Annotated in this window: 23 protein-coding genes; 11 read left to right on the top strand and 12 right to left on the bottom strand. The window is 51.1% G+C overall.

Annotated elements, in window-relative coordinates:
- Positions 1 to 74 precede the first annotated feature (74 nt).
- Positions 75 to 2405: a S46 family peptidase gene (locus tag L1278_RS07300; RefSeq protein ID WP_253402413.1), complete on the bottom strand. Its 2331-nt coding sequence runs from the start codon at positions 2403 to 2405 to the stop codon at positions 75 to 77.
- 97 nt (positions 2406 to 2502) lie between these two features.
- Between L1278_RS07300 and yidD the strand changes: the two genes are divergently transcribed.
- Positions 2503 to 2724 (top strand): membrane protein insertion efficiency factor YidD, encoded by a 222-nt coding sequence (gene yidD, locus L1278_RS07305; protein ID WP_188502115.1) that lies wholly within the window; start codon positions 2503 to 2505, stop codon positions 2722 to 2724.
- A 3-nt stretch (positions 2725 to 2727) separates the two neighbouring features.
- Here the strand turns inward: yidD and L1278_RS07310 are convergent, their stop codons facing one another.
- The 9 genes from L1278_RS07310 to L1278_RS07350 all read right to left on the bottom strand — a co-directional run bounded on the left by L1278_RS07310 (position 2728) and on the right by L1278_RS07350 (position 11785).
- On the bottom strand, positions 2728 to 4746 hold the full coding sequence (locus tag L1278_RS07310) for a TonB-dependent receptor domain-containing protein (protein ID WP_253402415.1): 2019 nt from the start codon (positions 4744 to 4746) through the stop codon (positions 2728 to 2730).
- A gap of 73 nt (positions 4747 to 4819) precedes the next feature.
- Positions 4820 to 5626: a FixH family protein gene (locus tag L1278_RS07315; RefSeq protein WP_253402417.1), complete on the bottom strand. Its 807-nt coding sequence runs from the start codon at positions 5624 to 5626 to the stop codon at positions 4820 to 4822.
- Positions 5627 to 5830: 204 nt separating this feature from the next.
- Positions 5831 to 6202: a hypothetical protein gene (locus L1278_RS07320; protein WP_253402418.1), complete on the bottom strand. Its 372-nt coding sequence runs from the start codon at positions 6200 to 6202 to the stop codon at positions 5831 to 5833.
- Between the two features lie 126 nt (positions 6203 to 6328).
- The gene (locus tag L1278_RS07325) at positions 6329 to 6913 is read right to left on the bottom strand and encodes a flavodoxin family protein (RefSeq protein WP_253402419.1); all 585 of its coding nucleotides are present in this window, start codon (positions 6911 to 6913) and stop codon (positions 6329 to 6331) included.
- Positions 6914 to 6973: 60 nt separating this feature from the next.
- Positions 6974 to 8671: a S41 family peptidase gene (locus L1278_RS07330; protein ID WP_253402420.1), complete on the bottom strand. Its 1698-nt coding sequence runs from the start codon at positions 8669 to 8671 to the stop codon at positions 6974 to 6976.
- Positions 8672 to 8837: 166 nt separating this feature from the next.
- Positions 8838 to 9269 carry a GNAT family N-acetyltransferase gene (locus L1278_RS07335; protein WP_253402421.1) on the bottom strand — a complete coding sequence of 144 codons (432 nt, stop codon included), beginning with the start codon at positions 9267 to 9269 and terminating at the stop codon, positions 8838 to 8840.
- A gap of 114 nt (positions 9270 to 9383) precedes the next feature.
- Positions 9384 to 10799, bottom strand: a complete 1416-nt coding sequence (locus L1278_RS07340; RefSeq protein ID WP_253402422.1) for an alpha/beta hydrolase — start codon at positions 10797 to 10799, stop codon at positions 9384 to 9386.
- Between the two features lie 57 nt (positions 10800 to 10856).
- The gene (locus tag L1278_RS07345; RefSeq protein WP_253402423.1) at positions 10857 to 11525 is read right to left on the bottom strand and encodes an SdpI family protein; all 669 of its coding nucleotides are present in this window, start codon (positions 11523 to 11525) and stop codon (positions 10857 to 10859) included.
- A gap of 5 nt (positions 11526 to 11530) precedes the next feature.
- The gene (locus L1278_RS07350) at positions 11531 to 11785 is read right to left on the bottom strand and encodes an autorepressor SdpR family transcription factor (RefSeq protein ID WP_253402424.1); all 255 of its coding nucleotides are present in this window, start codon (positions 11783 to 11785) and stop codon (positions 11531 to 11533) included.
- A 287-nt stretch (positions 11786 to 12072) separates the two neighbouring features.
- Here L1278_RS07350 and L1278_RS07355 point away from each other — a divergent pair, with 287 nt between their 5' ends.
- Both L1278_RS07355 and L1278_RS07360 read left to right on the top strand, forming a co-directional pair.
- Entirely contained in the window at positions 12073 to 13002 is a 930-nt protein-coding gene (locus tag L1278_RS07355; RefSeq protein ID WP_253402425.1) for a DUF1684 domain-containing protein, read from the top strand.
- Between the two features lie 417 nt (positions 13003 to 13419).
- On the top strand, positions 13420 to 14079 hold the full coding sequence (locus L1278_RS07360; RefSeq protein WP_253402426.1) for a thioredoxin family protein: 660 nt from the start codon (positions 13420 to 13422) through the stop codon (positions 14077 to 14079).
- Positions 14080 to 14151: 72 nt separating this feature from the next.
- On the opposite strand, the gene L1278_RS07365 is transcribed toward L1278_RS07360, so the two are convergent.
- Positions 14152 to 16125: a peptidylprolyl isomerase gene (locus tag L1278_RS07365; RefSeq protein WP_253402427.1), complete on the bottom strand. Its 1974-nt coding sequence runs from the start codon at positions 16123 to 16125 to the stop codon at positions 14152 to 14154.
- A 128-nt stretch (positions 16126 to 16253) separates the two neighbouring features.
- Between L1278_RS07365 and L1278_RS07370 the strand changes: the two genes are divergently transcribed.
- The 7 genes from L1278_RS07370 (at position 16254) to cysK (ending at position 21942) form a co-directional block, all read left to right on the top strand.
- On the top strand, positions 16254 to 16748 hold the full coding sequence (locus L1278_RS07370) for a hypothetical protein (RefSeq protein WP_253402429.1): 495 nt from the start codon (positions 16254 to 16256) through the stop codon (positions 16746 to 16748).
- A gap of 4 nt (positions 16749 to 16752) precedes the next feature.
- Positions 16753 to 17247, top strand: a complete 495-nt coding sequence (locus L1278_RS07375; protein ID WP_253402431.1) for a hypothetical protein — start codon at positions 16753 to 16755, stop codon at positions 17245 to 17247.
- Between the two features lie 394 nt (positions 17248 to 17641).
- On the top strand, positions 17642 to 18112 hold the full coding sequence (locus L1278_RS07380; protein ID WP_253402433.1) for a hypothetical protein: 471 nt from the start codon (positions 17642 to 17644) through the stop codon (positions 18110 to 18112).
- A gap of 262 nt (positions 18113 to 18374) precedes the next feature.
- Positions 18375 to 18611, top strand: a complete 237-nt coding sequence (locus L1278_RS07385; protein ID WP_253402435.1) for a hypothetical protein — start codon at positions 18375 to 18377, stop codon at positions 18609 to 18611.
- Between the two features lie 180 nt (positions 18612 to 18791).
- Positions 18792 to 19961 carry an MFS transporter gene (locus L1278_RS07390; RefSeq protein WP_253402437.1) on the top strand — a complete coding sequence of 390 codons (1170 nt, stop codon included), beginning with the start codon at positions 18792 to 18794 and terminating at the stop codon, positions 19959 to 19961.
- Positions 19962 to 20169: 208 nt separating this feature from the next.
- Positions 20170 to 21012 carry a serine O-acetyltransferase gene (locus L1278_RS07395; protein ID WP_253402439.1) on the top strand — a complete coding sequence of 281 codons (843 nt, stop codon included), beginning with the start codon at positions 20170 to 20172 and terminating at the stop codon, positions 21010 to 21012.
- Positions 21013 to 21024: 12 nt separating this feature from the next.
- Entirely contained in the window at positions 21025 to 21942 is a 918-nt protein-coding gene (gene cysK, locus L1278_RS07400) for a cysteine synthase A (RefSeq protein ID WP_253402441.1), read from the top strand.
- A gap of 58 nt (positions 21943 to 22000) precedes the next feature.
- Here the strand turns inward: cysK and L1278_RS07405 are convergent, their stop codons facing one another.
- Entirely contained in the window at positions 22001 to 22435 is a 435-nt protein-coding gene (locus L1278_RS07405) for a DUF2267 domain-containing protein (RefSeq protein ID WP_253402443.1), read from the bottom strand.
- A 274-nt stretch (positions 22436 to 22709) separates the two neighbouring features.
- Between L1278_RS07405 and L1278_RS07410 the strand changes: the two genes are divergently transcribed.
- Complete coding sequence (locus L1278_RS07410; RefSeq protein ID WP_253402446.1) at positions 22710 to 24437, top strand: hypothetical protein; 1728 nt, start codon at positions 22710 to 22712, stop codon at positions 24435 to 24437.
- Positions 24438 to 24487 lie beyond the last annotated feature (50 nt).

The raw sequence follows: 24487 nt of genomic DNA on the forward strand, positions 1-24487 counted from the left end.
AATCCCGACTCAAACAAAAAGGCGCTGAGGAATCCCCCAGCGCCTTTTCTTTATTTGGTTAAGAAAACCTCAGCTTAGTTTTTCACTTCAACTTTCGCTCTTCTCTTACCGTCTTTCTTCTGGACTTTCACTGATTTCTTACCAGCAGCCAGCTCAGCTTCTGCTTGTTCAACGGCAGCGTTCAGCAGTTCAGTTGCGTTGTCTGCAGTTGCGGCGGCAGGCGTTGCACCAGCTTCGGCAGGGCCTGGGCTGTTCGTGTCCACAATCGTCATCTCGTTGATGAGGTTAGAGGCACCAGCGTATTTATCCACCATGAACAGCACGTAGTTGGCGCTCACGTTGATGCAACGCTTGTAGTCTGGGTCGTATACCAGGTCACCTGTCATGGCTTCCCAGTTGCCGTCGAAGGCCAGACCGATCAGCTCACCGTTACCGTTGATCACCGGAGAACCAGAGTTACCGCCTGTGATATCGTTGTCGGTGATGAAGTTCACGATCAGCTCACCGTCTTTGTTGGCATAGCGGCCGTAGTCTTTTGCCTGGTACAGTTGCTTCAGTTTGGCCGGCACGATAAATTCCTCGTTGCTTGGGTCTTCTTTCTGCATCACGCCTTCCAGTGTCGTAATCACATCGTAGGTCACGCCGTCAACAGGCTTGTAATTCTTCACAGAACCGTAGCTCAGGCGGATAGTCGAGTTCGCATCCGGGTAGTATACCTTGTCCGGGTTCATCTCACGCAGGCCAGCTACGTACAGGCGGTTCGCACGGGCCAGTTTGGCGTTACTCTCGGCCAGTTTAGGAGAGATATTCGTTTGGTAGTGTTCGATGATAGAGTTCACCAAAGCAAAGGCCGGGTCGTTAGTTAGCTGCTTCTGCGTCGGGTTGTTCAGGAACTGCTCTGTCTTCTGCTTGTTCACCACAAACGAGTTGCTGTAAACGTAGTCAGCCAGTTTGTTGAAGTTGCCTTTGTGCTTGGCTACCAGTTGCTTGAAAGCCTCCGGCTGCTGGTCTTTGGCAATGTCTTCGTGGTAGGCTTTCATCATGGCAGCGAACACTTTCTTGTCTGCCGGCATGTAGTAGTCTTTGAAGAAGGCTTCGGCTCTTGGCTTCAGGTCCTCAGCGGCTTTTTTAGCAGCTTCGGCGTTGCCAGATTTCAAAGCGTTGTTCAGTGCCGACATGCGGTAAGCGAACAGAAGCGCTTCTGTGCCCAGCACGGCCTCGTTCAGGTATACGCTGGCCAGGTTGTACTTCTCAATCTCAGCATAAGCCTCGTTCATGTCGTTTAACGACGAGCCGTAAAGGGCTTTGCGCTCTGGGGTAGCATCGGCCCAGGCCTGGAATTTCTTCTCGTCAGCCTGCTTGCCTTCTACGGTCTTCATGCGCTTGATGCCGGCATTCTGACCGATCGAGTATTTGTAGTAGTTGGCGGTAGAGGCATGCTTGGAGGCATACTGAATGCGCACGGCATCGCTCTTGTCCATCTCTTCTTTCCAGATGTCAAGCTTCTGCTCGCGAAGCTTAATGCGGGATTCGTTCAGCTGGTTCACGTCCAGTTTCAGGCCTTCGGAGGTCATAAAACGCTTAGTGCGGCCCGGGAAACCGAATACCATCGCGAAGTCATCCTGCTCCACACCACCAATGTTGATTGGCAGGTGGTGCTTTGGCTTGTAAGGCACGTTGTTGGCTGCGTAGTCAGCTGGCTTGCCGTCCGGCGCCATGTATACGCGGAACATCGAGAAGTCGCCGGTGTGACGTGGCCACATCCAGTTGTCGGTGTCGCCACCGAATTTGCCCACGGCAGAAGGAGGCGTGCCTACAAGACGCACATCTGTGAAGCGCTCGTATACAAACAGGTAATACTCGTTTCCGTTGAAGAAATCGCGCACATAAGACACGTAGCGGTCATTCTCACCGGCTTCTTTGGCAATGGCCTGCGCACGCTGCGAGGCAAGCTGCAGACGCTCTTTCTCCGGTGTATTTTTGTCGATGCCTTCCAGCACCTTGGCTGTCACGTCGTCCATGCGCACCAGGATGTCCACGAACAGACCTTCATTTGGAAGTTCCTGCTTGCGGTCCATGGCCCAGAAGCCGTTGGTCAGGTAATCTTTCTCAGGGGTGGAGTGCGACTGAATCTGGCCGTAACCGCAGTGGTGGTTTGTCAGCAAGAGACCTTCGGCCGAGATGAACTCACCCGTACAGAAGCCGCCAAACTGCACGATGGCGTCTTTCAGGCTGGAGTTGTTCACATTGTAGATTTCTTCGGCAGTCAACTGCAGGCCTTTTTTCTGCATGTCCGCGTGGTTGAGGCGCTTGATCAGCATCGGCAGCCACATGCCTTCGTCGGCTTTTGCGAAGGGAACGCAAAGCGAGACTAAAAGAAGGAGTGAAAGGATTCTTTTTAACATGAAATTTTGTTTAGATTAGTTAAACTGTGACAAATTTACCTAAAAATTGCGTTTCCTAACAGTTGTTCGGCAAATTAAAACGCTGCAAAATCGTACCATGACCTGGCTTTTCAAAAAACTATTGCTCGCCCTTCTCTGGGTATACCGCAACATGATCTCGCCCCTGAAGCCCGCCACCTGCCGCTATACCCCTTCCTGCTCGACCTACGCTGTGGGAGCCGTGAACAAATATGGCCCTTTTAAAGGCGGCTGGATGGCGCTGAAACGAATCGGGCGCTGCCATCCCTGGGGCGGGAGCGGGTATGACCCGGTTCCGTAGCTTCTAAAACCCTACGCTCAACTGCACAAACACATTCCTGCCAGGGCGGGCAATGCGGCCCCAGTCGAGGTGCTCGCGGTAGTGCACATCAAATATGTTTTCTATACCTGCATTCAGCTGCCATACCTTCTTTTCTGTTTCTTTCTGATAACCAGCGCGCAAATGCCAGAGCATAAACGCCTCAGTTGGTTGCTCCAGGAAGCTTTCGCTGTTGCGGTTCTGGGCAGCGGCCAGTTCGGTTTCGCCCTGCACCCAAAGGTAATCCCCGAAGTATTTTCTCAGTGAGGTGATGTTGCGCAATGGCGGCATCATCGGAAGTGGATCGCCATCGGTGTTGCTGCCAAAGCTATACCTGAGCGTGCTTACCAATTGTGTATAACCGGTGATGTTGTACACGGCGCTGGCTTCGGCGCCGGCTAACAAAGCGTAAGGAGTGTTGTAGTAGATTTTTACGCCACGGGCGCCAATGGTCATGGCGCTGAGGTCCGGGTTGTAGGCACCCACCATGTAGTCCTGCACGCGGGAGGCATAGGCGGTAGCTTGCAGACGCAGGCGCGGCTCCTGCCAGGAGAGAGTAAACTCGCTCTGCACGCTTTTCTCAGGTTTCAAATTAGGGTTACCCACATAATCAAAGCCGTCGAACTGGCTGAACAGGTAAAAACCATAGAGCTCACTGGCAGTAGGAGTGCGCCCATTGAAACCGCCGGAGAGGGTGGCTTTCAGCTTTTTGTAAACCATACGACTGGCCTGTAGCGACAACGAAGGTATAAGGAACTGACGGGCAGTGCTCTCATACCCAAACACAGATAGCTGGTTTCGGCCTTCGCCGGTAGTTACGGCAAAATCAGACATATTTAGGCGGCTGTTGAGCTGCAGCTGGGTTTTATCGCCCACCTGGAAACTATATTGTGCTGCTATACCTGACTGCAACTGGCGGTTGTCGGGCCAGGTGAGCATGTACATCGGCGTCTGGCCTTCCTGGTACATCGTCATGGAGGCAGTCAGGTAAGAGGCAGAGGCATCTGCGCGGACGGTTAATTGCTGGTGATGGCCGGGAGAAGTGGTGCCTTCCACATACATACCCGACGTGCGGCTCAGGCCGGGCATATCCATGCGGATGGGCAGGTCGGGGCGGGCGCTGTCGTCCATGTAGTGGGCGATGCGGTTGGCGTAGAGACGGGCTTCTACACGGCTCCAGCGACGGTCGCTGTTCTCGCGCACCAGACTCACCGAACCGATGCGGGCATTGGCCTGTCCTACGTCCATCGGTAGGGCAGGGTAGCCGATGTTCCATCCGTCGTCGGCGATGAAATCTGCTTTGAGCACTAGGTCGTCCTGTAGCAAAAACTTACCGCTGAGAGCGTAGTTGGCCTTTTCGTACTGCGAGTAGAGCACTTTTTCGCCACGACCGTTGCGGTAGTTCTGGCTTTTGCGGTAAGTGCCCGATGCGCGCAGTCCCCAGGTCGGTGCGGCATAGCTCAGCCGCAGACCACCCATCATGGCGTTGGCCGCCGACTGGTAGCCGCTGGTCACCGAACCGGAAAGTTTTCGCTCATCCGCAAAGTCTGCTTCGGCCAGTTTCATATCGAGGCTACCACCGATGGCCGCGCCCTGCATGGAACTGGCGCCTGCTGTCTGCACCTCAATGCGCTGCAAACTGAGCGGCTCGATATAGATAGTGGCGGGGTCCATTTTGTCGGTGCAGGCACCTTGTATGCGCATACCATCCAGCGTTACGCTTACCTGTCCGCCGCTGTAGGCCCGTATGGTGGGTTCCATGCCGTAACTGCCGCGCCGGATGAAAGACAGCTCAGGCATGCGCGACATCAGTTCTTCGGTAGTGGCTGCCTGGTTGGCGTTATAGAAATTCTGCAAATGCTGTTGATGATCTTGGCGCTTGGTGACCACGGCTACTTCCTGCAACACAATGGTGCGCACCGAGTCGGCAGGTATAGGCTTTTGTTGGGCAAGTACGGGCGATGCGACCAGCGCAAGGGCACCGAGCAGGAGAGGCGTTTTCATATCCTTCACCATTAAGAATTGTAAGATGGGCGCTGGTGCTTAAGTGCTATACCTGAGCACCAGCGCCCTTTAATTAAAAGTTGACTTCGAAATACAGTTTACCGGCTTCTCCGCTGGCGTCGCTGAGCGTCAGGTGCAGGTGCCACAGGCCCGTCATGGTAAAATTGACTTTGCCTTTGTAGTGTCCGCCGCTCGTGTGGGTCGGGTTCACGTTGTTTGGGGAACCATGGTCCATGGTTGGCATTTCGGGCTCAAGCGCTAAAGTGAGGTTGGTTACGGCCGGGAAGTCCATCATTCCGCTCGCTTTATAAACAGCGACTTCCAGATCATTTACACCTACTTTGGGCTGCTTTGGCTGCAGATAAGCTACAAAGTATTTAGCTCCGTCAGTTTTGGAGACGAACGATTTGAGGCGGCTGGTGGTAGGCTCTTTGATGGTAACAGGAGTCGTAAAGGTGCCGGTCTGCCCGTTGGCCTGTACCTGCACACCTAGCGTCCAGGAGCCCATCTCACCGGATGGCATCGTGAACACCACGGCTCCCGGGAAGTAGCCATCCACAGCCTGCCCGGAGCTTGGGTTTTCGATAGGTGAGGCGTGTTTCTTCATACCCATGTCCATCATCGGCTGGAAGCTGACATCTGCCTGCTCAATACGCTTGCCGGAAGCGTCGAAAAGAGCAATGTAAATAGGGTTGTAGCCAGTTGTCAGCTCTTCGTTGCTGTATACTTCTATTTTGAAGTCGGTTCCGGCGGCCTTGCCTTCGGCTATTTTCTGATAAGCAAAAGTCGGGGTTGGCGTGTCGTCATCTTTGTCGCAGCCGGTAGTAAAAACAGTGATAAGAGAAAGAGCCCATAGTGTGAGCCAGGTATATTTTTTCATGGTAATAGGTCTTAAAATGCCTGTGTCAGGCTAAAATTCAGGTATAAGTTTTTGGGGTGCGCGAAGTGAAATGCACGCAAGGGAGCCGTTGGCACTTGTATAGGTGCTTTTGTCGGCAATGAATTTGAAATTGAATGCGCAGGGTATAGCGGCGCCATACCTTAGCGGTGGCGCAGAACGGTGAACCTGGTTAGGAAGATAGACTTATACCTGTGGTGGGTGAAAACAGGCGGGATGGTAGGAATTGCGGTAGGAGCTTTCCTGAAAAGTGCCGTACCCGGTCTGGACCGGAGACACAGCGACCATTTTACCAAGCTTAAATAAAGAAGCCGTGAAAGGGCTGGTTTCCAGTTTGAGTGTCAGGCCAGTGGCGTTGCTCTCCGGCGTGTCGGCTTTCTGGAGTTGTTTTTTGAGGTAGCATTTGCCTTCGCACTCGAGTTGGGGCTTGTCTTTGTTCTCGCAAAGTACGGCCGCGATGTAGGCTTTGTTGGCAAAATAAGACGAGAAGACGATTCCCTGGTACATTACCTGGAACGTCATCAGGGTTAACAATATGGCTGCTATATACCTTCTCATCTCAAAGGCAAAGGTATAGCAGGATTGATTCTCAGAAAATGATTTAAGTCACAAGTTTAACCGGCAAATGTCAGTAAAGAGCCGGACTGTGCGCTGTGCCGGCAGCCAGAAAGGGCAGGCTATACCTTATTTTAGCTGCAAATATTTCACCATCTGTTTTACCATGGTCTCGGCTGTGCTGGCGTAGTCCTCCTCATACTTTTTCAGGAGCTCCTCGCGGCTAGGTTTTTGGTCTTTGGACTGTTTCTCCCACAGGACCGAAAGCGAAGCGTAAGGCGGGAGCACCATGCCCACCGCGTTGTAAAAGTTGCTGATGTTGGCAATAATATGTTGCGCTCCGTCCGAGTCGCCTGTAATGACAATGCCACCCACTTTGCCCTCAAGTTTCGATTTCTTACCTGCCAGAATTTCGTCATGAATTTCATCGAGCCGCTCAATTACCCGCTGTATTTCCGATGACTGGTTGTTCCACCAGATGGGAGTGGCGAACACGATAATATCGGCGGTAAGCACCTGTTTTAAAATGGCGGGCCAGTCGTCGCCTTCGCCCATATTGCTGTAAGTGCCTGCCAGAATGTTGTGCTCCACCAGTTTGACGATGCTGCAGTCGATGTCCTGCTTTTTGAAATAGCCTGCCAGAAATTCAGACAGAACCTCTGTGTTGGACAGCCCTTCTTTCTTGAGTGTGCCGAGTAGAATGATCGCTTTCATACTCTACTTACTCTAATCAGTAGCAGGGAGTTATTGGGGTTGGGGTAGTAGTGTAGAAATTCATCGGCTTTCCTGTAGAAACTTAACTGCGGCCTCTAATTGCGTATCCTTCCCGAGCTGAATGTCTTTGAGATTAGGCTGAACTGAAATATCAGGCTGTACACCTACGCCATGGTAGGGGCTGCCGTCCCGATTCTGCACTCTCATACCTGTCCAGACAGCTTGCAACTGCCCTGCCCCAGAAAAGTTGATGTTGCCATTGGTGCCAGCTGTAACGCAGCCAAACATAGTGCCTATTTTGTAGTGTTCAACCAGTTCTGCACACGTTTCGCCGTAGCTTTGAGTGTTGTGTCCTATCAGGAAAGCTTTTTTTACACTAATATAGTTGCCATTCGGTTTTATACTCCACTTGCTGGTTGGCACAAAATGCACATTTTTCTGGTCAGGGAAGGTATAGTGTGGAATGGACCAATTGCCAGTATCTACTTCTTTGTCAATCAGATAGGGCAGGACGCCTCTTAAAAAGCTGCTGGAAGGACGACCACGCATATCAAACACTATACCTTTGGCCTGTTGCAGTGCAGGCAGGTTTTCTTTGATGTCCTTTGCGCTTACTGCAGATGTGTTGATATAATAAATACCGCCTTCGAGTGTGCGAATGGCAGCTACTGGCGTAGGAACCTTAAATTGATACCCTTGCCCGTTTAGCACAACATTTTTAGCGTTGCCGCTGCTATCAATTAGTGCCATCGTAATGGTGTCGGTAGTGGTACTTAGCCAGCCTAGTGCACTCTGTGCGGCCAGTAAATTGCCATTGTTTGAGTTAGCGTGGGAGAGAAAACTCTTGGTGTAATCCAGTAGTCCAGCTGCTTCTTGAGCTCCTACTTTCTGTACAATATCACCAGGCAAAAGACTAGTATTTTCGATGTTAACTTTGCTCACCACCAATTTATTTTCGACCCAGGCAGTCTGCAGGATAGGGGGAGATGGGCGACTATAAATGCCCGTGCTGTTAGTAGAAGCCAGGTAAGCGTGCCCATCGTTGAGCGAGGTGGTTAAGTTTCTTGCTACACGCATAAAATCAGCCCTGGTCATGGAAGGGGATAGTTGCTGTACAGTCTGTACAAACACGCTGTCCCATGCTGCTGCATTGTCCAGGTAAGGATGAAAGTGCTGGAACACATTCCAGAAGATGATCACTGTGGCCAGCCTGTCCTCGTGTCGGTCGAGGTTAAGCTGGTATTTCTGGCTGAAGTGCCTGTGGGCTTGATTGCTTTTATAGTTGCTTTCGGTTAATACTAGCGGGAGGGAACAATATAGTTTATCTGTTAGCGGTACCGAGTAAAGGCTATCTACAGAAAGTATTCTGTCTTTTGCCAGCAGATCCAGATAGGTCTTATGGTCAACATCCATTATCCTGCTTTTGTAAAGTTCCGAAATTTTTCTGGTGAGGATTGGGAGGTCGCCCTTATCTTGCCCAAGCCCCTGGTGAAGGTTATAATAGTAGTGGTTGCTGCTTTCCTGACCCGCAGTGCTTATACCTATGCCATCATAAGCGCTATGAATATTTAGAAGCGGGGCAATCGGGCTAAAAACAGCTCGCAAAGCTTCTGCTAAAGCTTCTTCAGATGCCGCATTCAGAACACGTTGACTGCCATGCGCGGCAATGTAGTTCCAGCTTATCTTGTCCTTTTTCTGCAACGGATAAAAGTATTTGACAAAGCCATACACCCTGGCAAAAGCGAATAAATTTTTCACCTGATTTTCAGATAGGTGACTGTCGCGTGTTTGGGTCGTATCAGTTGGCTGAGCCAACACAGAAGATGAAGTAACAACGCAAAAAACCAGGGAGAGGGCTAAAAGAGCAAAGGGCTTTAAGTTCATTTTTAAGGTATAAGGGGTGTGTCAACGTATAGCAATCAGGCTAGAAAATCAGGTCGAAAATTTTCTGTTCTTTGCTTTCCGTAAAGCCTACTTTCAGGTAAAATTTGTGGGCGTCGGTTCGTATTGTGTTGCAGCGTACCCTGATTTTTTGAACTGCAAAACCGCTAGCCCATACCTTTACTCTGGCAATCAGCTGTTGCCCTATACCTTGCCTTCGAAAGCCTTCGTCTATAACCAAACCCCCAATCTCCACAAAGGGCTCCGATTCCAGCCGGAAGGTATAGAAACCGTGAATCCAGCCGACAATCTGTTGTTCTGCTATTGCTACAAAGCCACAATGATCTTCCCGGGACAGCATCTGTTCCATCCGATCCCGCATTTCCTCAACGGTCACGCTGTAGCCGAACTGGTGTGACAGCGCTGCCAGGGCTCGGGCATCCGCCAAAATGATTTCTCTGAACGTGAGTTGCATAGGTATAGCGATGGGTTTGAGAAGCTGAAGTGATAGCCCACTAAATGCGTATGCTATACCTTGAGGACCCACTAAGTGCTACTTCAGTTGCATCGGGCAAATCAACTTAAATTTTTACTTAATCACTCCCTTCATCCAGTTACTAATAGTTTCCATCGCCACAGGTGCCATGGTTTCCTCTATAGTCCCGTACTCATGCACCTGGCCGGTGTCGGCGGTCTGGAAAATGTGGTTGAGGCCGGGCAGTTCTTTGATAGTATAGCGCTTGTTACCGGCGGCTTTCAGGGCTTTTTCGGTGGCAGCGAGGTTGGCGGCGGCGGGTACCTGCAGGTCTTTGCTTCCGTTGAGGGCTAGCACGGGCATTTTGAGTTGCTGCAAGGCCGGGGCCGGGTCGTAAGCCAGGAAATAGCGCATCCAGGGTGTCATGATCTGAGCGACAACGGCGTTTTCTGCCTGGGGTGAGAACATGACCGCTAGCTGTTTGTCTTTATCGGTCAGGTTGGCTCTGGCTTCTTGCTCCAATGTCCGTATTTTTTGGGAGGCTTCAAATACTTCGGTATCCGAGGCAGCTAATTCGAACTGGGCGCGGCGCAGTTTCAGGTACTTTTGCAGTTCCTCTGTCTGTAACTGTGACTTCAGGATAGCTTCGTTCTGCGACACCAGCAAATCGACACCCGGTACGGCACTGCCCGCCATGAGCACCACTAAGGCCACGTCCTTGTTGACGGCGGCCACACTACTCGCTATCAGGGCACCCTCGCTTATACCCAGCAAGCCGATCTTTTTCGGGTTTACCGCCTGGTGCGTTTTCAGGTAGGTATAGGCCGCCTGAGCATCTGACACAAAATCCTGCGTCGTGGCCATGGTAGCGTTACCACCTGACTTACCGGCACCGCGGTCGTCGAGGCGAAGGACGGCAAAGCCCTGGCGGGTGAGGTGGTCGGCCAGCACCAGAAAAGGCTTGTGTCCCATCAGGGTCATATCACGGTCCTGTTTGCCGGAGCCGGTAAAGAGAATAACAGCCGGATGTTTGCCCTTGCCAGCAGGTATGGAGAGTGTTCCTGCCAGTGTTATACCTGCTGCCTTGTTCTCCACGGTTACTTCCTGTTCCTGGTATGGGTAGGGTTTTACGGGCATCTGCGGACGCTTCACTTGTGCTGGCTCGCCTTTGGCAAGGGGAAGCGGGAAAGCCATACCTGCCTGCTTCCAGCTACCGCTTATGGTTTCCGGGCCGGTAATTTTGCCCGCGAAGGCAATGCCACCAGCCGGTGTGCGCAGGTATAGGCTGTCTTGTTTGAGTTCGGTTTCAGGTATAGCCATGCCTTTTACTCCCTGCAACGGGATGTCCATGGTGGCAGTCAATTGGCCGCTTTCGCTGTTGCTTAGCCTGAAAATTACTGTTACGCGTGTGCCGGGGGCTTCTAGAGTGCCATGCCAGGGACCCGTGATCTGTGTTGGAGCCGTCCTTTGCGCCACGGTGGCCATTGAGCTGAAAAATATAAGGCTAAGTGAAAGCAGCAGGCGTGTCATGTTGGGAGCTTAGCGCGTTTTGGTGTGGAAGATTATACTTGTATGGATGTTTTGGTTTTATGACTGTTGTCCTAGTTCGCGTCGCTCCCGCCGGTAGGCTATAAAGGAATAGGCCACAGGGATCAGTACTGTTAAGGCTATCACGGTGATATAAAGCATTTGCTGCATACCCATTTCAGGCAGAAACGCCAGCAGTATGAGCGAAATGCCGCCGATGATCCACAGGATGCCGCCCAGCCGGTGCGTCTTGCGCCATACCTGCTCGCTCTCCAGCGTCCAGGGCGTGCGGATGCCGATGAAGTAATTGGGCTTCACCGCCTGAAAGTAGTTGCCCAGGGCGATGAAAAGCCCGCCTATCAACACGAAATGAATATTCTGACGGAAAGCGCTCGGATTTAAGGCATTGTGGATGAGGAACACAGAGAGGACCGCCATAAAAATGACAAGGATGAAGCGCAATTGGTGGTACTTGCTGCCCATCTGGGTCAGTTTCCGTTTCGGGTCGATGTGCGGCAGTGCCAGCATAATGAGGTTGAACAGGGCAGTTGTGCCTAGCACAATAAAGACCAGGGCTGTTTTGCCGGCCCAGCCGTCGGCCTCGCCTTGCAGGTTGAAGTGTACCGGCACTTGCTCTGGCAGACTGTTCCAAACCACAGCCAGGTATACCAGCGGGATGAATACGATCGCCCAAAGGATGATTTCTCGGGTCAGGTTGTTGGCTTTCATAGGGTCTAATCTTTAAGCGTGATGATCCATTTCATTAAGTCGTCGAGCACTGTCGTGTTAAGCGAGTAAATCACGTACTGCCCTTGTTTCTGCGAGGTAACCAACTCTGCCTGGCTCAGGATGTCGAGGTGGTGCGAAATGCTGGGTTTGGTAATCTGGAAAGCCTCTGCAATATCGCCGGCTGTCAGATCCTTCTCCTTCAGCAGGTTGAGGATCTCCCTCCGCGTCTGATCATTCAGGGCCTTGAAAACTTTATTCACAATGTAAATTAGGTATTTAGACAAATATCTAAATAATGACTGAAAGCACAAAATAATTCGTGAATAATTATGCTTAAAAGTTTCATTGAGTTTGCAGCAAGCTGCTCAATCTTCTTTTTGAGAATGAGACTCCCGGATCGCTACAGCTATACCTTGGTACCAGCTTTTTGTAGCCTTGTCTATACCATGTCTTGCCAGCCCTGCCAGAACTAAGCCTGGTAAAGTATGGGCTTCGTCAGGTTTTTTCTTACATTAGCAGAATTACATATTTTACCTGTTTAATTAACGTGCTTCGATTAAAATCCATTACGCTTTCCTTCTCCCTCTTTATCGCCCTGATACTGACAAGTGGATGCACCGAATACGACCAATCTGCTAAAAACCAGGCAGAAACAACGCCCGAGTATGTCGCCAGTGTAGACGAGTGGCACCAGACGCGTGAGGCAAAGCTAAAGGAACCCGATGGATGGCTCACCCTGGCAGGTCTGTTCTGGCTGCAGGAAGGCGAAAACACATTTGGCAGCGGACCCGACAACAGCCTGACCTTTCCGAAGGGAAGGATTCCGGGCCGTGCAGGTGTGATCAGTCTGAATGGCGACACGGTAACCACCCGCATCAACCCGGGTGTTGAGGTACTACTGGAAGGTAAACCCGTGCGTGAAGCCCTGCTCTATACCTCCGGTATGGATTCCGTTCCCAAACTGTCGCACAGTTCGCTTACCTGGTTCGTAATCAAGCGAGGCAACAGGTATGGCATACGGCTCCGCGACCTGCAAAACGATGCTCTGGTGCATTTCAAAGGGATAAAGCGCTTCCCTGTAAGGGCCGACTGGCGTCTGAAGGCCAGTTTCGTGGCGCACCCTACACCAAAGCAGATCGCCATTACAAATATCGTGGGGCAAACCTCCATGCAGGAATCGCCCGGTACGCTGATCTTCACTCTGAACGGCCAGCAGTACCAGCTGGACGCGCTGCTGGAAGGAGAGGAGCTTTTCATCATCTTTGCTGACAGAACCAACGGCATCGAAACCTATGGCGCTGGTCGCTACCTCTACGCCAATAAGCCCGGGCCGGACGGCTCCACGGTGCTCGACTTCAACAAGGCGTCCAACCCGCCCTGCGACTTTGTATCCTACGCTACCTGCCCGCTGCCTCCCCGCCAGAACTTCCTTCCTGTTATGATTGAGGCCGGGGAGAAGTCGTACGGAGAGTACTAAGCTATACCTTTAAGTCTTCATTAATTAGGTTTCTTCCCGGACTACCCAAGGTATACGGCCGGTTTTACTCGGGCAGGCAGACGAGCTACTGCCAAGGCACTTTAACGCTGGTATCGACCTACTGATTGCTGTCAGTGTCTGCAGTGTCAAGTATCAGGTATAATCAACGTCGTCTTTACATTTTGTCCAATTCGTGTTGCGCCCCGGTTTCAGCTACTTTGCAGCGATACAGAGCTGAGGCATCCGTCTTCTGTTAATCCCGACGGGTTAAGCAAGATGCCTGACAGAAATTATAAACAATTTGGTGCAAAAAGGGTAGTATATAGCAGAGCACTCCAGGGTGTTGGAAGAGAACGAACTTATCGGGACATATAACTGTTAATATATAGTTTTGATAAAATTTTAAAGTAGAGCATAATGATGAACAAGACGATGCCAAATACAGTAATTACAGCTGCACATCTGGCGCAGGCCATGAACTATACCCAGTACCGGGAACTAATTGACACACTGCTGGCCGAGAACAAAACCACGGGCACGGACCATTCTGAAGCCATGGTAGACTACACCCGCATGAACGCCCAGCGCATGCGCCGCGTCGAGAAAACCACCTTGCTGGACGATGAACTGGTGGAGCTGATGCTGCGCGTGCAGAACAAGATGATCTGGGTGATCGTGACCGAGGCCTGGTGCGGTGATGCCGCCCAAACCGTGCCCGCCATCGTGAAGATAGCCGATGCCTCGCCGCTGATTGACGTGAAGCTTTTGCTGCGCGATGAGCACCTAGAGGTAATCGACGCCTACCTGACCAACGGTGGCCGCTCCATACCGAAGCTTATCGTGCTCGATGCGGAAACCATGGAAGAACTTGGCACCTGGGGCCCACGGCCGGCAGCTGCCCAGGAGCTGTTCATGGACATGAAAGCCCGGAACGTACCTTACAATGAATTTGTAGAGAAACTGCACGGCTGGTATGGCAAAGACCGCAGCAAAGCACTGCTGCAGGAGTTCAAACAGTTAATTCCGCAATGGGGCCGTTTGCAGCCAATTGAAGAGCAGCCTATGGAACGACTCTAAAAGAGCGTTTCATGAAAAAGCGGCGACCTTACACAAAGGCCGCCGCTTTTTTTATACCTGTCTGTTGCGGTCTTAATTCGTTTTAGCCCGCAAAATCAGATTGACTTGTTTGATCTTATCGCCTACCTCCAGTTGGTGCACCACGTCCATCCCTTCTACTACCTTTGCAAAAATGGTATAGCGGCCATCCAGGTGCGGGGTGGGTGAGTGCGTGATGAACCATTGGTTACTCTCGGTGTCTTTTCCGGCAGAGGCCATGCCTACATAGCCTTCGCGGTAATGGAGCGGGGCGAACTCAGAGCGGATAGAATAATCGGAGCTGCCCCAGCCGTCACCTCGCTTGTCGCCGCCCTGTGCCACAAAATTCGGTACCACACGGTGGAAGTACAGCCCGTCAAAAAACTGCTTGTTCACCAGCTCCACAAAATTAGCCACCGAGCCTGGGGCATCCTCCACAAAAAGCTCCAGGGTGATCGTGCCTTTCTCGGTTTCGATCACCACCTGCTGGTCGGGGTGCAGGGTCTGAACCAGTTTCCAGTCGATGGGGTGGGTAAATGGATTTTTTGGGGTTTCAGATTGCTCTTTCCCACTCAGGTAATCGATGGTTTTCTGCAATTCAATGTTGGTTTCCATGTCGCGGGGCAGCACCAGTTTCTGCTGCGCCTCGGTCAGGAAGGTGTGGTCGCGGTATACCTCCCGGAAGTTGAGTTTGGGGTTGCGGATCACACCCGCTGCCAGACCTGCCAGCGACACATCGCCGGAGGCTATACCTTGTTTAAAGATGTCGGCAAAGTTCTGCTCCAGTGCTTTCGGGAAGTCTCCCTGCTGGCGCATGGCGGTGAGCGCTTCCATGCCATAGGTGCCGATCACGGGCTGCGACGCGGCAAAGGTTTCTTTGGCAATGAACTGGTAGTTGTTGTAGTCGGCGGAGAGGGCCTTGAGCAAGTGTGCTTTGTCGTATGGGTTGTCGGTGCTAAGGTATAGCTGCTGGTATTCCTGGCTCAGTTTGGCCTTTTCGGGGCTGTTGCGCAAGATCACCCAGATCAGTCCGGCCCGCACCCGACCGTCTTCCACTTGGGCAAGAGCTTTACGAAGTGTGTTGCTGTCCGCGCCGGCATAGTTGGCCTGCAGAAATTCTGCTGTGGCCACTGCCGTGTTAATATTTTGATCGGTCAGGCCTGCCAGGATGGCCTTGTCAATTTCCTCAAACTCAAGGCCTGCCATAGAGCGGATCGCGCTGAGCCGCACGCGGTAATCGGGGTCGCTTTGCACGATACCGGAGAGCAACGAAGCTTTATCACGGGCATTTACTTTCGAAAAAGCCTGTGCCACCGCCATGCGCACATCCGCCGATGGATCTGATGTGACCACTGTGGTGAGTTGCTGGCGGTAAGGCGACAGATCGAGCTTGGGTGTGCGGGCCAATTGGTGAGCGGCCGCGAGGCGCACTTCATACAATTTGCTGTCAGTCAGCCACTGCACGGCTTGTTTCACGGCCTGCTCGCTGCTGACCTGGCGCAAACCTGCCCGGTATAATCCCCAGGCCTGTCCTTCAAGCGCCGCTGCGTTAGTCGCCCTGTAGTTTACCAGGAAATTGAGGCCGCTGTTGTCAGCCAGCTTGCCTAACGCTTCCAGTGCCTCGGCCTGTACTGCTGCGTGCCTCTCTTGCTGCAAGTGCCGGATCATGGACTGCTGGGCTTTCTTGTGCCCGATCTGGCCCAAAGCATAAGCCGAGGCTGTCCGGATCGCAGCGCTGGTGTCCGACAGTGAGGTCAGCAGTTGGGGTATGGCCAGTGTGTCTTGTACCGAGGCAAATGCAAGCGCTGCTTCCCGGCGGTATTGCGGTTTCGGATGATTCAGGAAATTGAGGAGCTCAACCGTTTTGCGCTCGTCCTGCAAGGTATAGAGCTCGCGCAGGGTGGCGTCCGAAAACTTGTTGATGTGCTGCGATGTAGTATCGTTAGTCGCTGTCAAACTCTGTTGGGGCTGTTGACGGCAAGCGGCGAAGGCGGCAAGGGCAAATAGGAAGGTATAGCTTTTTTTCATCGTGTAGGCTTATGCGCTTCAATATACTAAATGCCTGTAATATCGCCCCGTTAAAATGTTTTGCCGTCAATTTGTTTGGCAGCTTTATAATTTTTAGTATATTGAATTCTTGAATATATATTTTTACGATGCAGCACACCAGCATTAGCATACGTTTGTTCTCCAAACCCTATGGCATCAGGTCGCAGGTGGAGCGTCTGCTATTTGTACTTGCCCTGCTTTCTTTGGGTTTGCATGGTTGGCTTTTATATCAGCTTATCGCTGTGCGGGACTTTCACTCCGCCATGACCTTCCTATACCTGTTTAGTCTATTGCCTTTCTCGCTTTTCATGGTCTCTGTGTGGCTCGACCACAATCCGGATTACCAGCGCCACCTGAGTATAACGGATTTGGGTGTGCGGTACCGACTGGGTTTTATGCAGCGGGAGCACGATTTTGAATGGGAAGAAGTCGAGCGCCTGGTCATCAGCAGCAACGCACTTGGGTTTGAGCTCAAGAACGGAGAACAGCACGCCGTTGCACTGGATACGGTGAACCATGCCAGAAAACTGCAGCGCATCCGGGACGAACTAGCGCAGATTGCAGCTGCAAAGGGTATAGCGATTGAAATAACACAAAACTAACCCTATGTATGTAAACCTCTACCCACACAAAGAGCTTAAAAAGACAAAGCAGATTCTGCTCTGGACAGGCATCCTGTTATTCTGCGGTGGTCTCTCTGCCCTGGTCGTTGAGTTCATTGCCCGCGAAGAAATCCGGTGGGTTTGGGCAGGCGGCGCTTTGCTGGTAGGTGCAGCTGGTGCATTGGGTTTTGCCGTAGGAGCTGGCTATATTCAATTGAAGGATGCTTACTTTTCCATGACGCCGGAGCGCATCGCCTATCGGCTCACTTTGTATGGCCCTGAGCACACAATCTATTGGGACTCCATTGATAGTATACAGGCAACCGAGCATACCTTGGTTTTTGACCTGAAGGACAGCAGGCAAATGATCATGCGGCTAGGGCATATTCAGAGTCCCGGAATCGCAAACCATGTCAGCGTCAGTGTGCAGCTAGCCGCTATTCAGCAGCAGGTGGAAGTAAACCAGGTGCCGGTGAGCGCACAGGGTGTCAGACTGTAAATTTATTTCCTTCACGGCCTGTCTCAATAGAAGTCTACTTCTTTTATACCTATTGGAGCAGGACTTTCTTCTTTCCCCTGAGTCCCCTCAAAAGTCCGCATCTCTATACCTCTGTCGGCTATACCTGACTATTTCCCTGTCCCTTAAACTGATTCCAAGCTTGTCCAAATTCTCGCTTTAATCACCTGAATCAACTTCTGATAAATTGTATTTAATTTATTTCTATTAAAACAAACCAATTGTGTGGTATGGCCGTACTTTAAATTAATATAATTTGTGATTATTATTATATATTTTTTTAATATTTTTCGTTGCTGCCTGTTCGGTTCGTCTTGCTGTAGGTCTTCTATTCAATACAGTTTCCATGTACATCAGTCTTTATACAGCTCGACAATTGCGTAGGATCAAAGACCGGCTGCTTTGGTTGGGACTGTTTATGGCCAACGGGGGTGGATCAGCGCTACTTTACAATCTTATACTAAGGGAAGATGCCCGCTGGCTATGGGGGATGGCAGCTTTCATAATTGTTCTGGTAGGGCTATACCTGCTGGCACTCAGCACAGATAAGATTCCGCTCAAAAATGCCTTTGTGGACATAACACCTGACAAAATCTCTTACAGACTAAATTTTTATGGCAAGGCATATACCCTGGACTGGAGCGGCATCGCAGCCATGCATTTTAGCGACCACTGTGTGCTTTTCGATATAAGGGGTGGTCACCAGCGATCCCTGCTCCTCTCTGATATCGAGAGTCACAACAAGGCCAGTCAGGTGGCATTGGGCTTACAACTGGCCGCGCTGGAGCATAACATTACCGTCAATGGCGTCCGGTTTAATGTACCTGGTCCTGCCACGGGTTTGTAAGTTCCCTATTTCTTCTCTCGTTCACACTGCGACTATCTCAAACCCGGGATAGCGCTCTCTTTCTCCTTTCTAATTTTCCTGTTTCAGGGATGCCTGGCGGCCATACTGCCCGTTACTGCGCTGCTTTCTTCCTTAGGCCGCTGGGCCAAGTGAGTGATTTTAGTAATATGTATTTAAAAAGTATGATTAATTAATTTCTTAATATATATTTTTATCTTAATATTGCAATAGATAATCTTCTCTCACCTTAAACAACCAGCTAATGAAATTAAGATTATATGCAGCTCTAATCAGTGCCATGATGCTTTTCTCATTTGCCAGCTTCGCCAAAGCTGACCTAAAGTCTGATAAGTATGAGAAATCGACCAAAGCAAAGAAACAGGTAGTATCCGGTAACAAAACAGCAGCGAATTTTTCGTTTAAGTCTTCTGCGTACCAAAAAGATGGCCTGGTGAAAAAGAAGCGTTACAAAAAAGGCAGCTGCCCTGTCTTCGACTAATTTACAAGTCACCTTTCTATAGCAAATCGAAGGTAGCCTGGAGGCTACTAATATTTTTAAATTGAAATCATACTTGACAACCAATTATAAGCACTTCAGCAACTAAATTACATACAGGCAGGTCTGCTGGGTTATAGTTTTGGAGCAATTGTTTTCGGAACTTGCGGCTTTAAACCGACTATGGCCGAGCTGAAAACACGTGTGTATGGACTTCAATTTGGATTGCTGTGCCTGAGCTCTTTTCTTTTCTTTGCAAGCTTCAACATGATCATCCCGGAGCTGCCCAACTACATCACGCAGCTGGGCGGCGCTGAGTACAAGGGACTGATCATTTCTCTTTTCACGCTTACCGCTGGCCTGTCGCGGCCCTTTAGCGGACAATTGGCCGACAAGATGGGGCGTATACCTGTCATGCTGATCGGGGGAACTGTCTGCATCCTGTGTGGTTTCCTATACCCTATTACCGGCAGTGTGGCGGCATTTCTGCTGCTGCGTCTGGTGCACGGTTTCTCGACTGGGTTTACGCCAACCGGTACGGCTGCTTATGTAGCCGATATTATCCCGATGGAGCGCAGGGGCGAGGCGACCGGACTATTGGGTTTGGCCGGCAGTCTCGGTATGGCAGCAGGGCCGGCCATGGGAGCCTCTATCGCCAACAGTTTCTCGCTGGAGGCTATGTTCTATTCTTCTTCCGCCGCTGCTTTTTTATCAGTTGCCGTGGTGGCCCGCATGCACGAAACGCTGGACAACCCAAAGCGCTTCCGGATGGGACTGCTCAAAATATCCCGCAAAGAGATCTTCGAGCCCCGCGTGCTCAATCCTTCCATTGTCATGATGCTCACGGTGGTTTCCTTCGGCATCATCCTCACGATCATTCCCGATTTCAGTGAGCACCTAGGCATTCAGAACAAAGGCCTCTTCTTTACCAGCTTCACGCTTTCCTCACTGGCGATCCGTTTTCTGGCCGGCCGGGCCTCCGATAAGTTTGGCCGCATTCGGGTGCTCAAGGTCAGTTCGGGGATGCTGGTAGTCGCGATGGGATTGATTGGCGGGGCTGACACGGCGACAGAACTGTTGCTAGCGGCGGCGGTGTTTGGCGTGGCAGTAGGCATGAACTCCCCCACTGTTTTCGCCTGGACCATCGACCTGAGTCACCCGGAGCGCCGGGGACGGGCGATGGCCACTATGTACATTGCCATGGAGGCAGGTATAGGTTTCGGCGCCCTGGCCTCCGGCTGGATCTATGCTAACGACCCCTCCCGGTTCAGCCTGGTATTCTGGACAGGCGGCGTGTTTGCCCTGCTCGGGTTCCTATACCTCAATTTGGTAGTGAAAGACCAGAAAAAGTAAATGGGTTATCATTTTGTAGGTATAGCTTACACCTACTGTATAAGGTAGAGGCCTCTCACCAAAGGAGGTCTCTTTTTTTTGTGCCGCCAAATCACTGGCGACAATATTTCATGCAAGAGGTAGACAGAGGGTATTGCTTGGCCGTATAGCTATCTGTTGTGTAGACTGCAATAAAACTTTTGCCAGGACGAGTTGTTTCACCATCATCATGACCGCAATCAGCCAAGCTTTTATTGATCATCTGACAGCTGTGCACCAGCAGTCCCGCCATGTAGTGCCCCATTCCATGAGCTGTGCCTTTCTGGAAGGCGTGCTGCAGTTGCTCTTTCCATCGCTTTCAGAACGCTCTTTCAGCTCCCGATCCGAAGTAGAAGCCTATGCGATGTTGTTGCACTCCGATCTGGAGAAGATACTGTTCAGAATAGAAGAGCGCCTTCCCGGTAAACCCCACGAGATAGCGGACGCCTACTTTGAAGCACTGCCTGGCCTGCAGCAGCAGCTCAACGACGACGCTGCTGCCATCGAGGCAGGCGATCCGGCCGCTGTAAACGTAGACGAGGTGATCCGGACTTATACCGGCTTTTTCGCCGTGGCCGTATACAGGCTGGCGCATCAGTTTTGCCGCATGGGTGTGCCCCTTCTACCGCGCGTGCTCGCTACCTACGCGCATACCAGAACAGGCATAGACATCCATCCTAGAGCCAACATAGGCGCCCGCTTCTGCATAGACCACGGCACCGGCATCGTGATCGGGGAGACGGCCGATATCGGAAACAATGTGAAGATATACCAGGGAGTGACGCTGGGAGCGCTCAGTGTCGAAAAATCTATGGCCAATGTGAAGCGGCACCCGACCATTGAGGACAATGTGATCATCTATGCCGGCGCCACCATATTGGGCGGCAAGACGGTGGTGGGACACGACAGCATCATTGGAGGAAATGTATGGCTGACCGAAAGTGTGCCCTCTTTTGCCAGGGTATATCACCGTCCGCAGATAAAAGTGAGTTATTATGAAGATAGAACTGATGTTCTGAATTTTTCAATCTAAAAAGATACGCATATGAAAGCGCATAGCATACTGGAAACCATAGGCAGAACGCCCCATGTAAAGATCAACCGCATGTTTAAAGACAAAGCGGAAGTGTGGATGAAACTGGAGCGCGCAAATCCGGGCGGCAGCATCAAAGACCGCATCGCCCTGGCCATGATCGAAGACGCTGAGACAAAGGGCATTCTTAAAAAGGAAAGCGTGATCATTGAGCCAACCTCCGGCAACACCGGCGTGGGACTGGCTATGGTTGCCGCTGTAAAAGGCTATCACCTCATCCTTGTAATGCCGGAGTCTATGTCCATAGAGCGGCGCAGGCTGATGACGGCCTATGGAGCCAAGCTGGAACTGACACCACGCGAAAAGGGCATGAAAGGTGCCATTGAGCGTGCCCGCGAAATGCTCGAAGAACACGACTCCTCCTGGATGCCCATGCAGTTTGACAACGAGGCCAACACGCAGGTCCACATCGAAACCACAGCGCAGGAGATTCTGGCTGATTTCCCGGAAGGATTCGATTACCTGATCACCGGGGTGGGTACCGGCGGGCATATAACAGGTGTAGCCAAGGTGCTGAAGCGGCATTTTCCTAACCTAAAGGTATACGCGGTGGAACCTTCCGCCTCGCCGGTACTGAGCGGCGGTCAGCCGGGGCCGCACCCAATACAAGGTATAGGCGCCGGGTTTGTACCCGTTATCATGGATACCAGCCTGCTGGATGGCGTGGTGCAGGTGGCAGCCGACGATGCCTACGACTATGCCAGACGAGCAGCTATGGAAGAAGGGATATTTGTGGGCGTGTCGTCGGGCGCGTCTTTGGCGGCTGTGCAGCAGAAGCTGGACGAAGAGATTCCGGATGGGGCACGGGTACTGACCTTCTGCTACGACACGGGCGAGCGCTATTTATCGGTAGAGGGGCTTTTTGTGTAGGGTATACTTCTAAAAAGCGCTGCCTGCTGCATTCTGCAACAGGCAGCGCTTTTTCTATTTAGGCAGCCAGTAGTTCCTGGATGTCCTCGTTCAGTGATTCTTTCACTTTCTGCAGCTGGCCATCGGTCATGGTGCGTTGCAGGGCCTGGAACACAGCCCGGAAAGCCGCCGTGATTTCTTCGTCCTGCTGAAAATCATTGTCTGCGGCAAAAGCGTTTTTGTTTCGGATGTAATTGATCCAGTCGTTTGCATCCCGGATTTTCACAGGTACCTTATTCAGGTCATACTGATCAAAGTAGACACCTTTCCAGAAAACGGGAAGCTGGGCAGCGAATTGTATGGCATCGTTTACAGGCATTCTATCCCGTACAGATTGCAGCACAGCCCTGAAAATACGGCCGGCCTTGTTAAGATCCTCCGTCTGTAACTCTGCTGCTACATCCTTCAGCAGCAATGCAGCGTCCTTGGTACTGTCTTCAAAAATAAATGGCATTGATCCTCCCTTCTTTAAGCGTTACGTCCTATATGTTACGGGCAGTAGGGGGGCATGTTCCGTTATACCTGTTTTCTCAGGTATAACTGTTCAGGATGTACAAGTATAAAAGAACGAATCGCTGCATCGTTATAATCAACTACTGAATGATTCAATCGGAGTCTTAGGAGCATAAAATATGTAATTCTCTGAAACAGAATTATGTTAAGAAAATTATAGTGGATTTAGTATAAAATAATCTATATATTGTACCGGCAAAGATGTATCACATAGTATGAATACGCAAGTCTCCTCGGTAGCACATTCGATTTTCAACAACAAAGGCGCATTTGCGTTGTTGCTCGGCTCTGGAGTGGCCGGAAGTGCTGGTATACCTGGCGATAAGGAAATAGCCTCTGATCTGATCAGGCAGATAGCTGTTCTGGAAAATGCGAAGTGTGAGCCGAATCCGGAGAAGTGGTTTTTTGAGCGGTTTGGAGAAAAGCCGGGCTATGCAAGCCTGCTGGAGCCGCTTGCCAACACCGAGACGGAGCGGCACAATCTGTTGCGAAGGTACTTCGAGCCCAGTGAGGCCGAGTTGGAGCAAGGGCTAAAAAAACCAACGTCTGCTCATCAAACAATTGCCCGTCTGGTCAGCAAAGGTTATGTACGGGTTATCCTGACGACTTCCCTGGACAGGCTGATGGAAAACGCCCTGAGGTGCATCGGCATAGAGCCTGTGGTGATCAGTAGCCCCAGCCATATCGTTAACGCCCTGCCAATCGTGCATGCCCGCGTTACAGTCATCAAGATTAACGGAGACTACATTGATTCCAGCTTCCTGAATATAAAGAGCGAGGCAGACAAGTATGAGGAACGCCTTTCGGAGCTGCTGCGCTATGTGTCGGATAACTTTGGACTGATCACCTGCGGCTGGTCAGCCGAAAGTGACCGTGTGCTGAAAGAGGCGCTGGAGACTTCCAACAAGTTCAGGTTTTCCAATTACTTCACTTACTCAGACCAGCTCGGAAATGAACTGGAGGAACTGGCCTACATCAGACGGGGAAAGGCTGTAAATGTGACGAACCCCGACTTGTTTTTCAAAGAACTGCAGGAGAAAGTGGAGACCCTTGAAAGTGCCAGGCCGTCTAACCTTTCAAAATCACAGATGGCAGTAGTCAGCCTGAAGAAGTATATTGTGCAGGACGACCTGATCATATCGCTGCATGATCTGATCAGGGGCGAGGCAGATCGGCTAAATGATAACTTTAATGCACTGCCGGTTAGCGGTATACCTGCTAAAGAAGAAATAAAGGCGCGGGTAAATTACTACTTCCATCAGTGCAATACGCTGAGCGGACTGTTTGTGAACGGCGTTTATTGGGGCAGAGAACAGCACCATTCCATCTGGCTCAATAGCCTGGCCTGTTTTACGTCCGAAAAAGATCGGGAAGGGGACGGTGGCGTATGGCATGACCTGGAAACGCTGCCTGGCCTCATTTTCCTCTATAGCATTGGACTTGCCAGTGTCCTGAAGAAAGATTACAGGTTACTGTCGAAGATGTTTTCCATGACAGCGCACGTCAGGTATGGGGAGGCACCTATTCTGGATCACGTCCATGTTGCGAAGGTACTCGATTATGACACGTTGCGGGAAGCGATGGGAAACAGGCAGCTGGTGCCTATGTCTGAATTGCTGTTCTCAGAGTTGAAGCCAATCTTCAGCTCCTTTCTTCCACACGATAGAGATTATGAAAACCTGTTCGACAGGTTCGAATACCTGCTGGCTTTGTCGCATACCAAGATAATGGGTAAAGGCAGGACTCCTGTCGGCCGGTTTGGGTATAGAGTGAAACAAAACGGCATCAAGCACCCCTTCGAACAAATCGCTACTGAGCTAGGAAACCACACGGAAGGCAACAGCCTGTTCTCGCCCTCCTTATTCGTCGATATCACTGACCTCAAGCACACCGAGAAGAAATTCAAAGAATATTTTGATAAGCTTTCGGGGTATTATTTTTAGGGAGCGGAGCCAACTTGTAGGTTAAGTTTACTTTCCATTGATTTATCTTG

The organism is Pontibacter sp. HSC-36F09 (genome assembly GCF_024171605.1).
Lineage (GTDB): Bacteria > Bacteroidota > Bacteroidia > Cytophagales > Hymenobacteraceae > Pontibacter.

Coding starts and splice junctions, on each gene's coding strand:
- L1278_RS07320 (WP_253402418.1), bottom strand. CDS start 6,202: ATGAGAAGGTATATAGCAGCCATATTGTTAACCCTGATGACGTTCCAG.
- L1278_RS07300 (WP_253402413.1), bottom strand. CDS start 2,405: ATGTTAAAAAGAATCCTTTCACTCCTTCTTTTAGTCTCGCTTTGCGTT.
- L1278_RS07395 (WP_253402439.1), top strand. CDS start 20,170: ATGACCGCAATCAGCCAAGCTTTTATTGATCATCTGACAGCTGTGCAC.
- L1278_RS07365 (WP_253402427.1), bottom strand. CDS start 16,125: ATGAAAAAAAGCTATACCTTCCTATTTGCCCTTGCCGCCTTCGCCGCT.
- cysK (WP_253402441.1), top strand. CDS start 21,025: ATGAAAGCGCATAGCATACTGGAAACCATAGGCAGAACGCCCCATGTA.
- L1278_RS07345 (WP_253402423.1), bottom strand. CDS start 11,525: ATGAAAGCCAACAACCTGACCCGAGAAATCATCCTTTGGGCGATCGTA.
- L1278_RS07325 (WP_253402419.1), bottom strand. CDS start 6,913: ATGAAAGCGATCATTCTACTCGGCACACTCAAGAAAGAAGGGCTGTCC.
- L1278_RS07405 (WP_253402443.1), bottom strand. CDS start 22,435: ATGCCATTTATTTTTGAAGACAGTACCAAGGACGCTGCATTGCTGCTG.
- L1278_RS07375 (WP_253402431.1), top strand. CDS start 16,753: ATGTATGTAAACCTCTACCCACACAAAGAGCTTAAAAAGACAAAGCAG.
- L1278_RS07390 (WP_253402437.1), top strand. CDS start 18,792: ATGGCCGAGCTGAAAACACGTGTGTATGGACTTCAATTTGGATTGCTG.
- L1278_RS07335 (WP_253402421.1), bottom strand. CDS start 9,269: ATGCAACTCACGTTCAGAGAAATCATTTTGGCGGATGCCCGAGCCCTG.
- L1278_RS07385 (WP_253402435.1), top strand. CDS start 18,375: ATGAAATTAAGATTATATGCAGCTCTAATCAGTGCCATGATGCTTTTC.
- L1278_RS07370 (WP_253402429.1), top strand. CDS start 16,254: ATGCAGCACACCAGCATTAGCATACGTTTGTTCTCCAAACCCTATGGC.
- L1278_RS07340 (WP_253402422.1), bottom strand. CDS start 10,799: ATGACACGCCTGCTGCTTTCACTTAGCCTTATATTTTTCAGCTCAATG.
- L1278_RS07315 (WP_253402417.1), bottom strand. CDS start 5,626: ATGAAAAAATATACCTGGCTCACACTATGGGCTCTTTCTCTTATCACT.
- L1278_RS07360 (WP_253402426.1), top strand. CDS start 13,420: ATGATGAACAAGACGATGCCAAATACAGTAATTACAGCTGCACATCTG.
- L1278_RS07310 (WP_253402415.1), bottom strand. CDS start 4,746: ATGAAAACGCCTCTCCTGCTCGGTGCCCTTGCGCTGGTCGCATCGCCC.
- L1278_RS07410 (WP_253402446.1), top strand. CDS start 22,710: ATGAATACGCAAGTCTCCTCGGTAGCACATTCGATTTTCAACAACAAA.
- yidD (WP_188502115.1), top strand. CDS start 2,503: ATGACCTGGCTTTTCAAAAAACTATTGCTCGCCCTTCTCTGGGTATAC.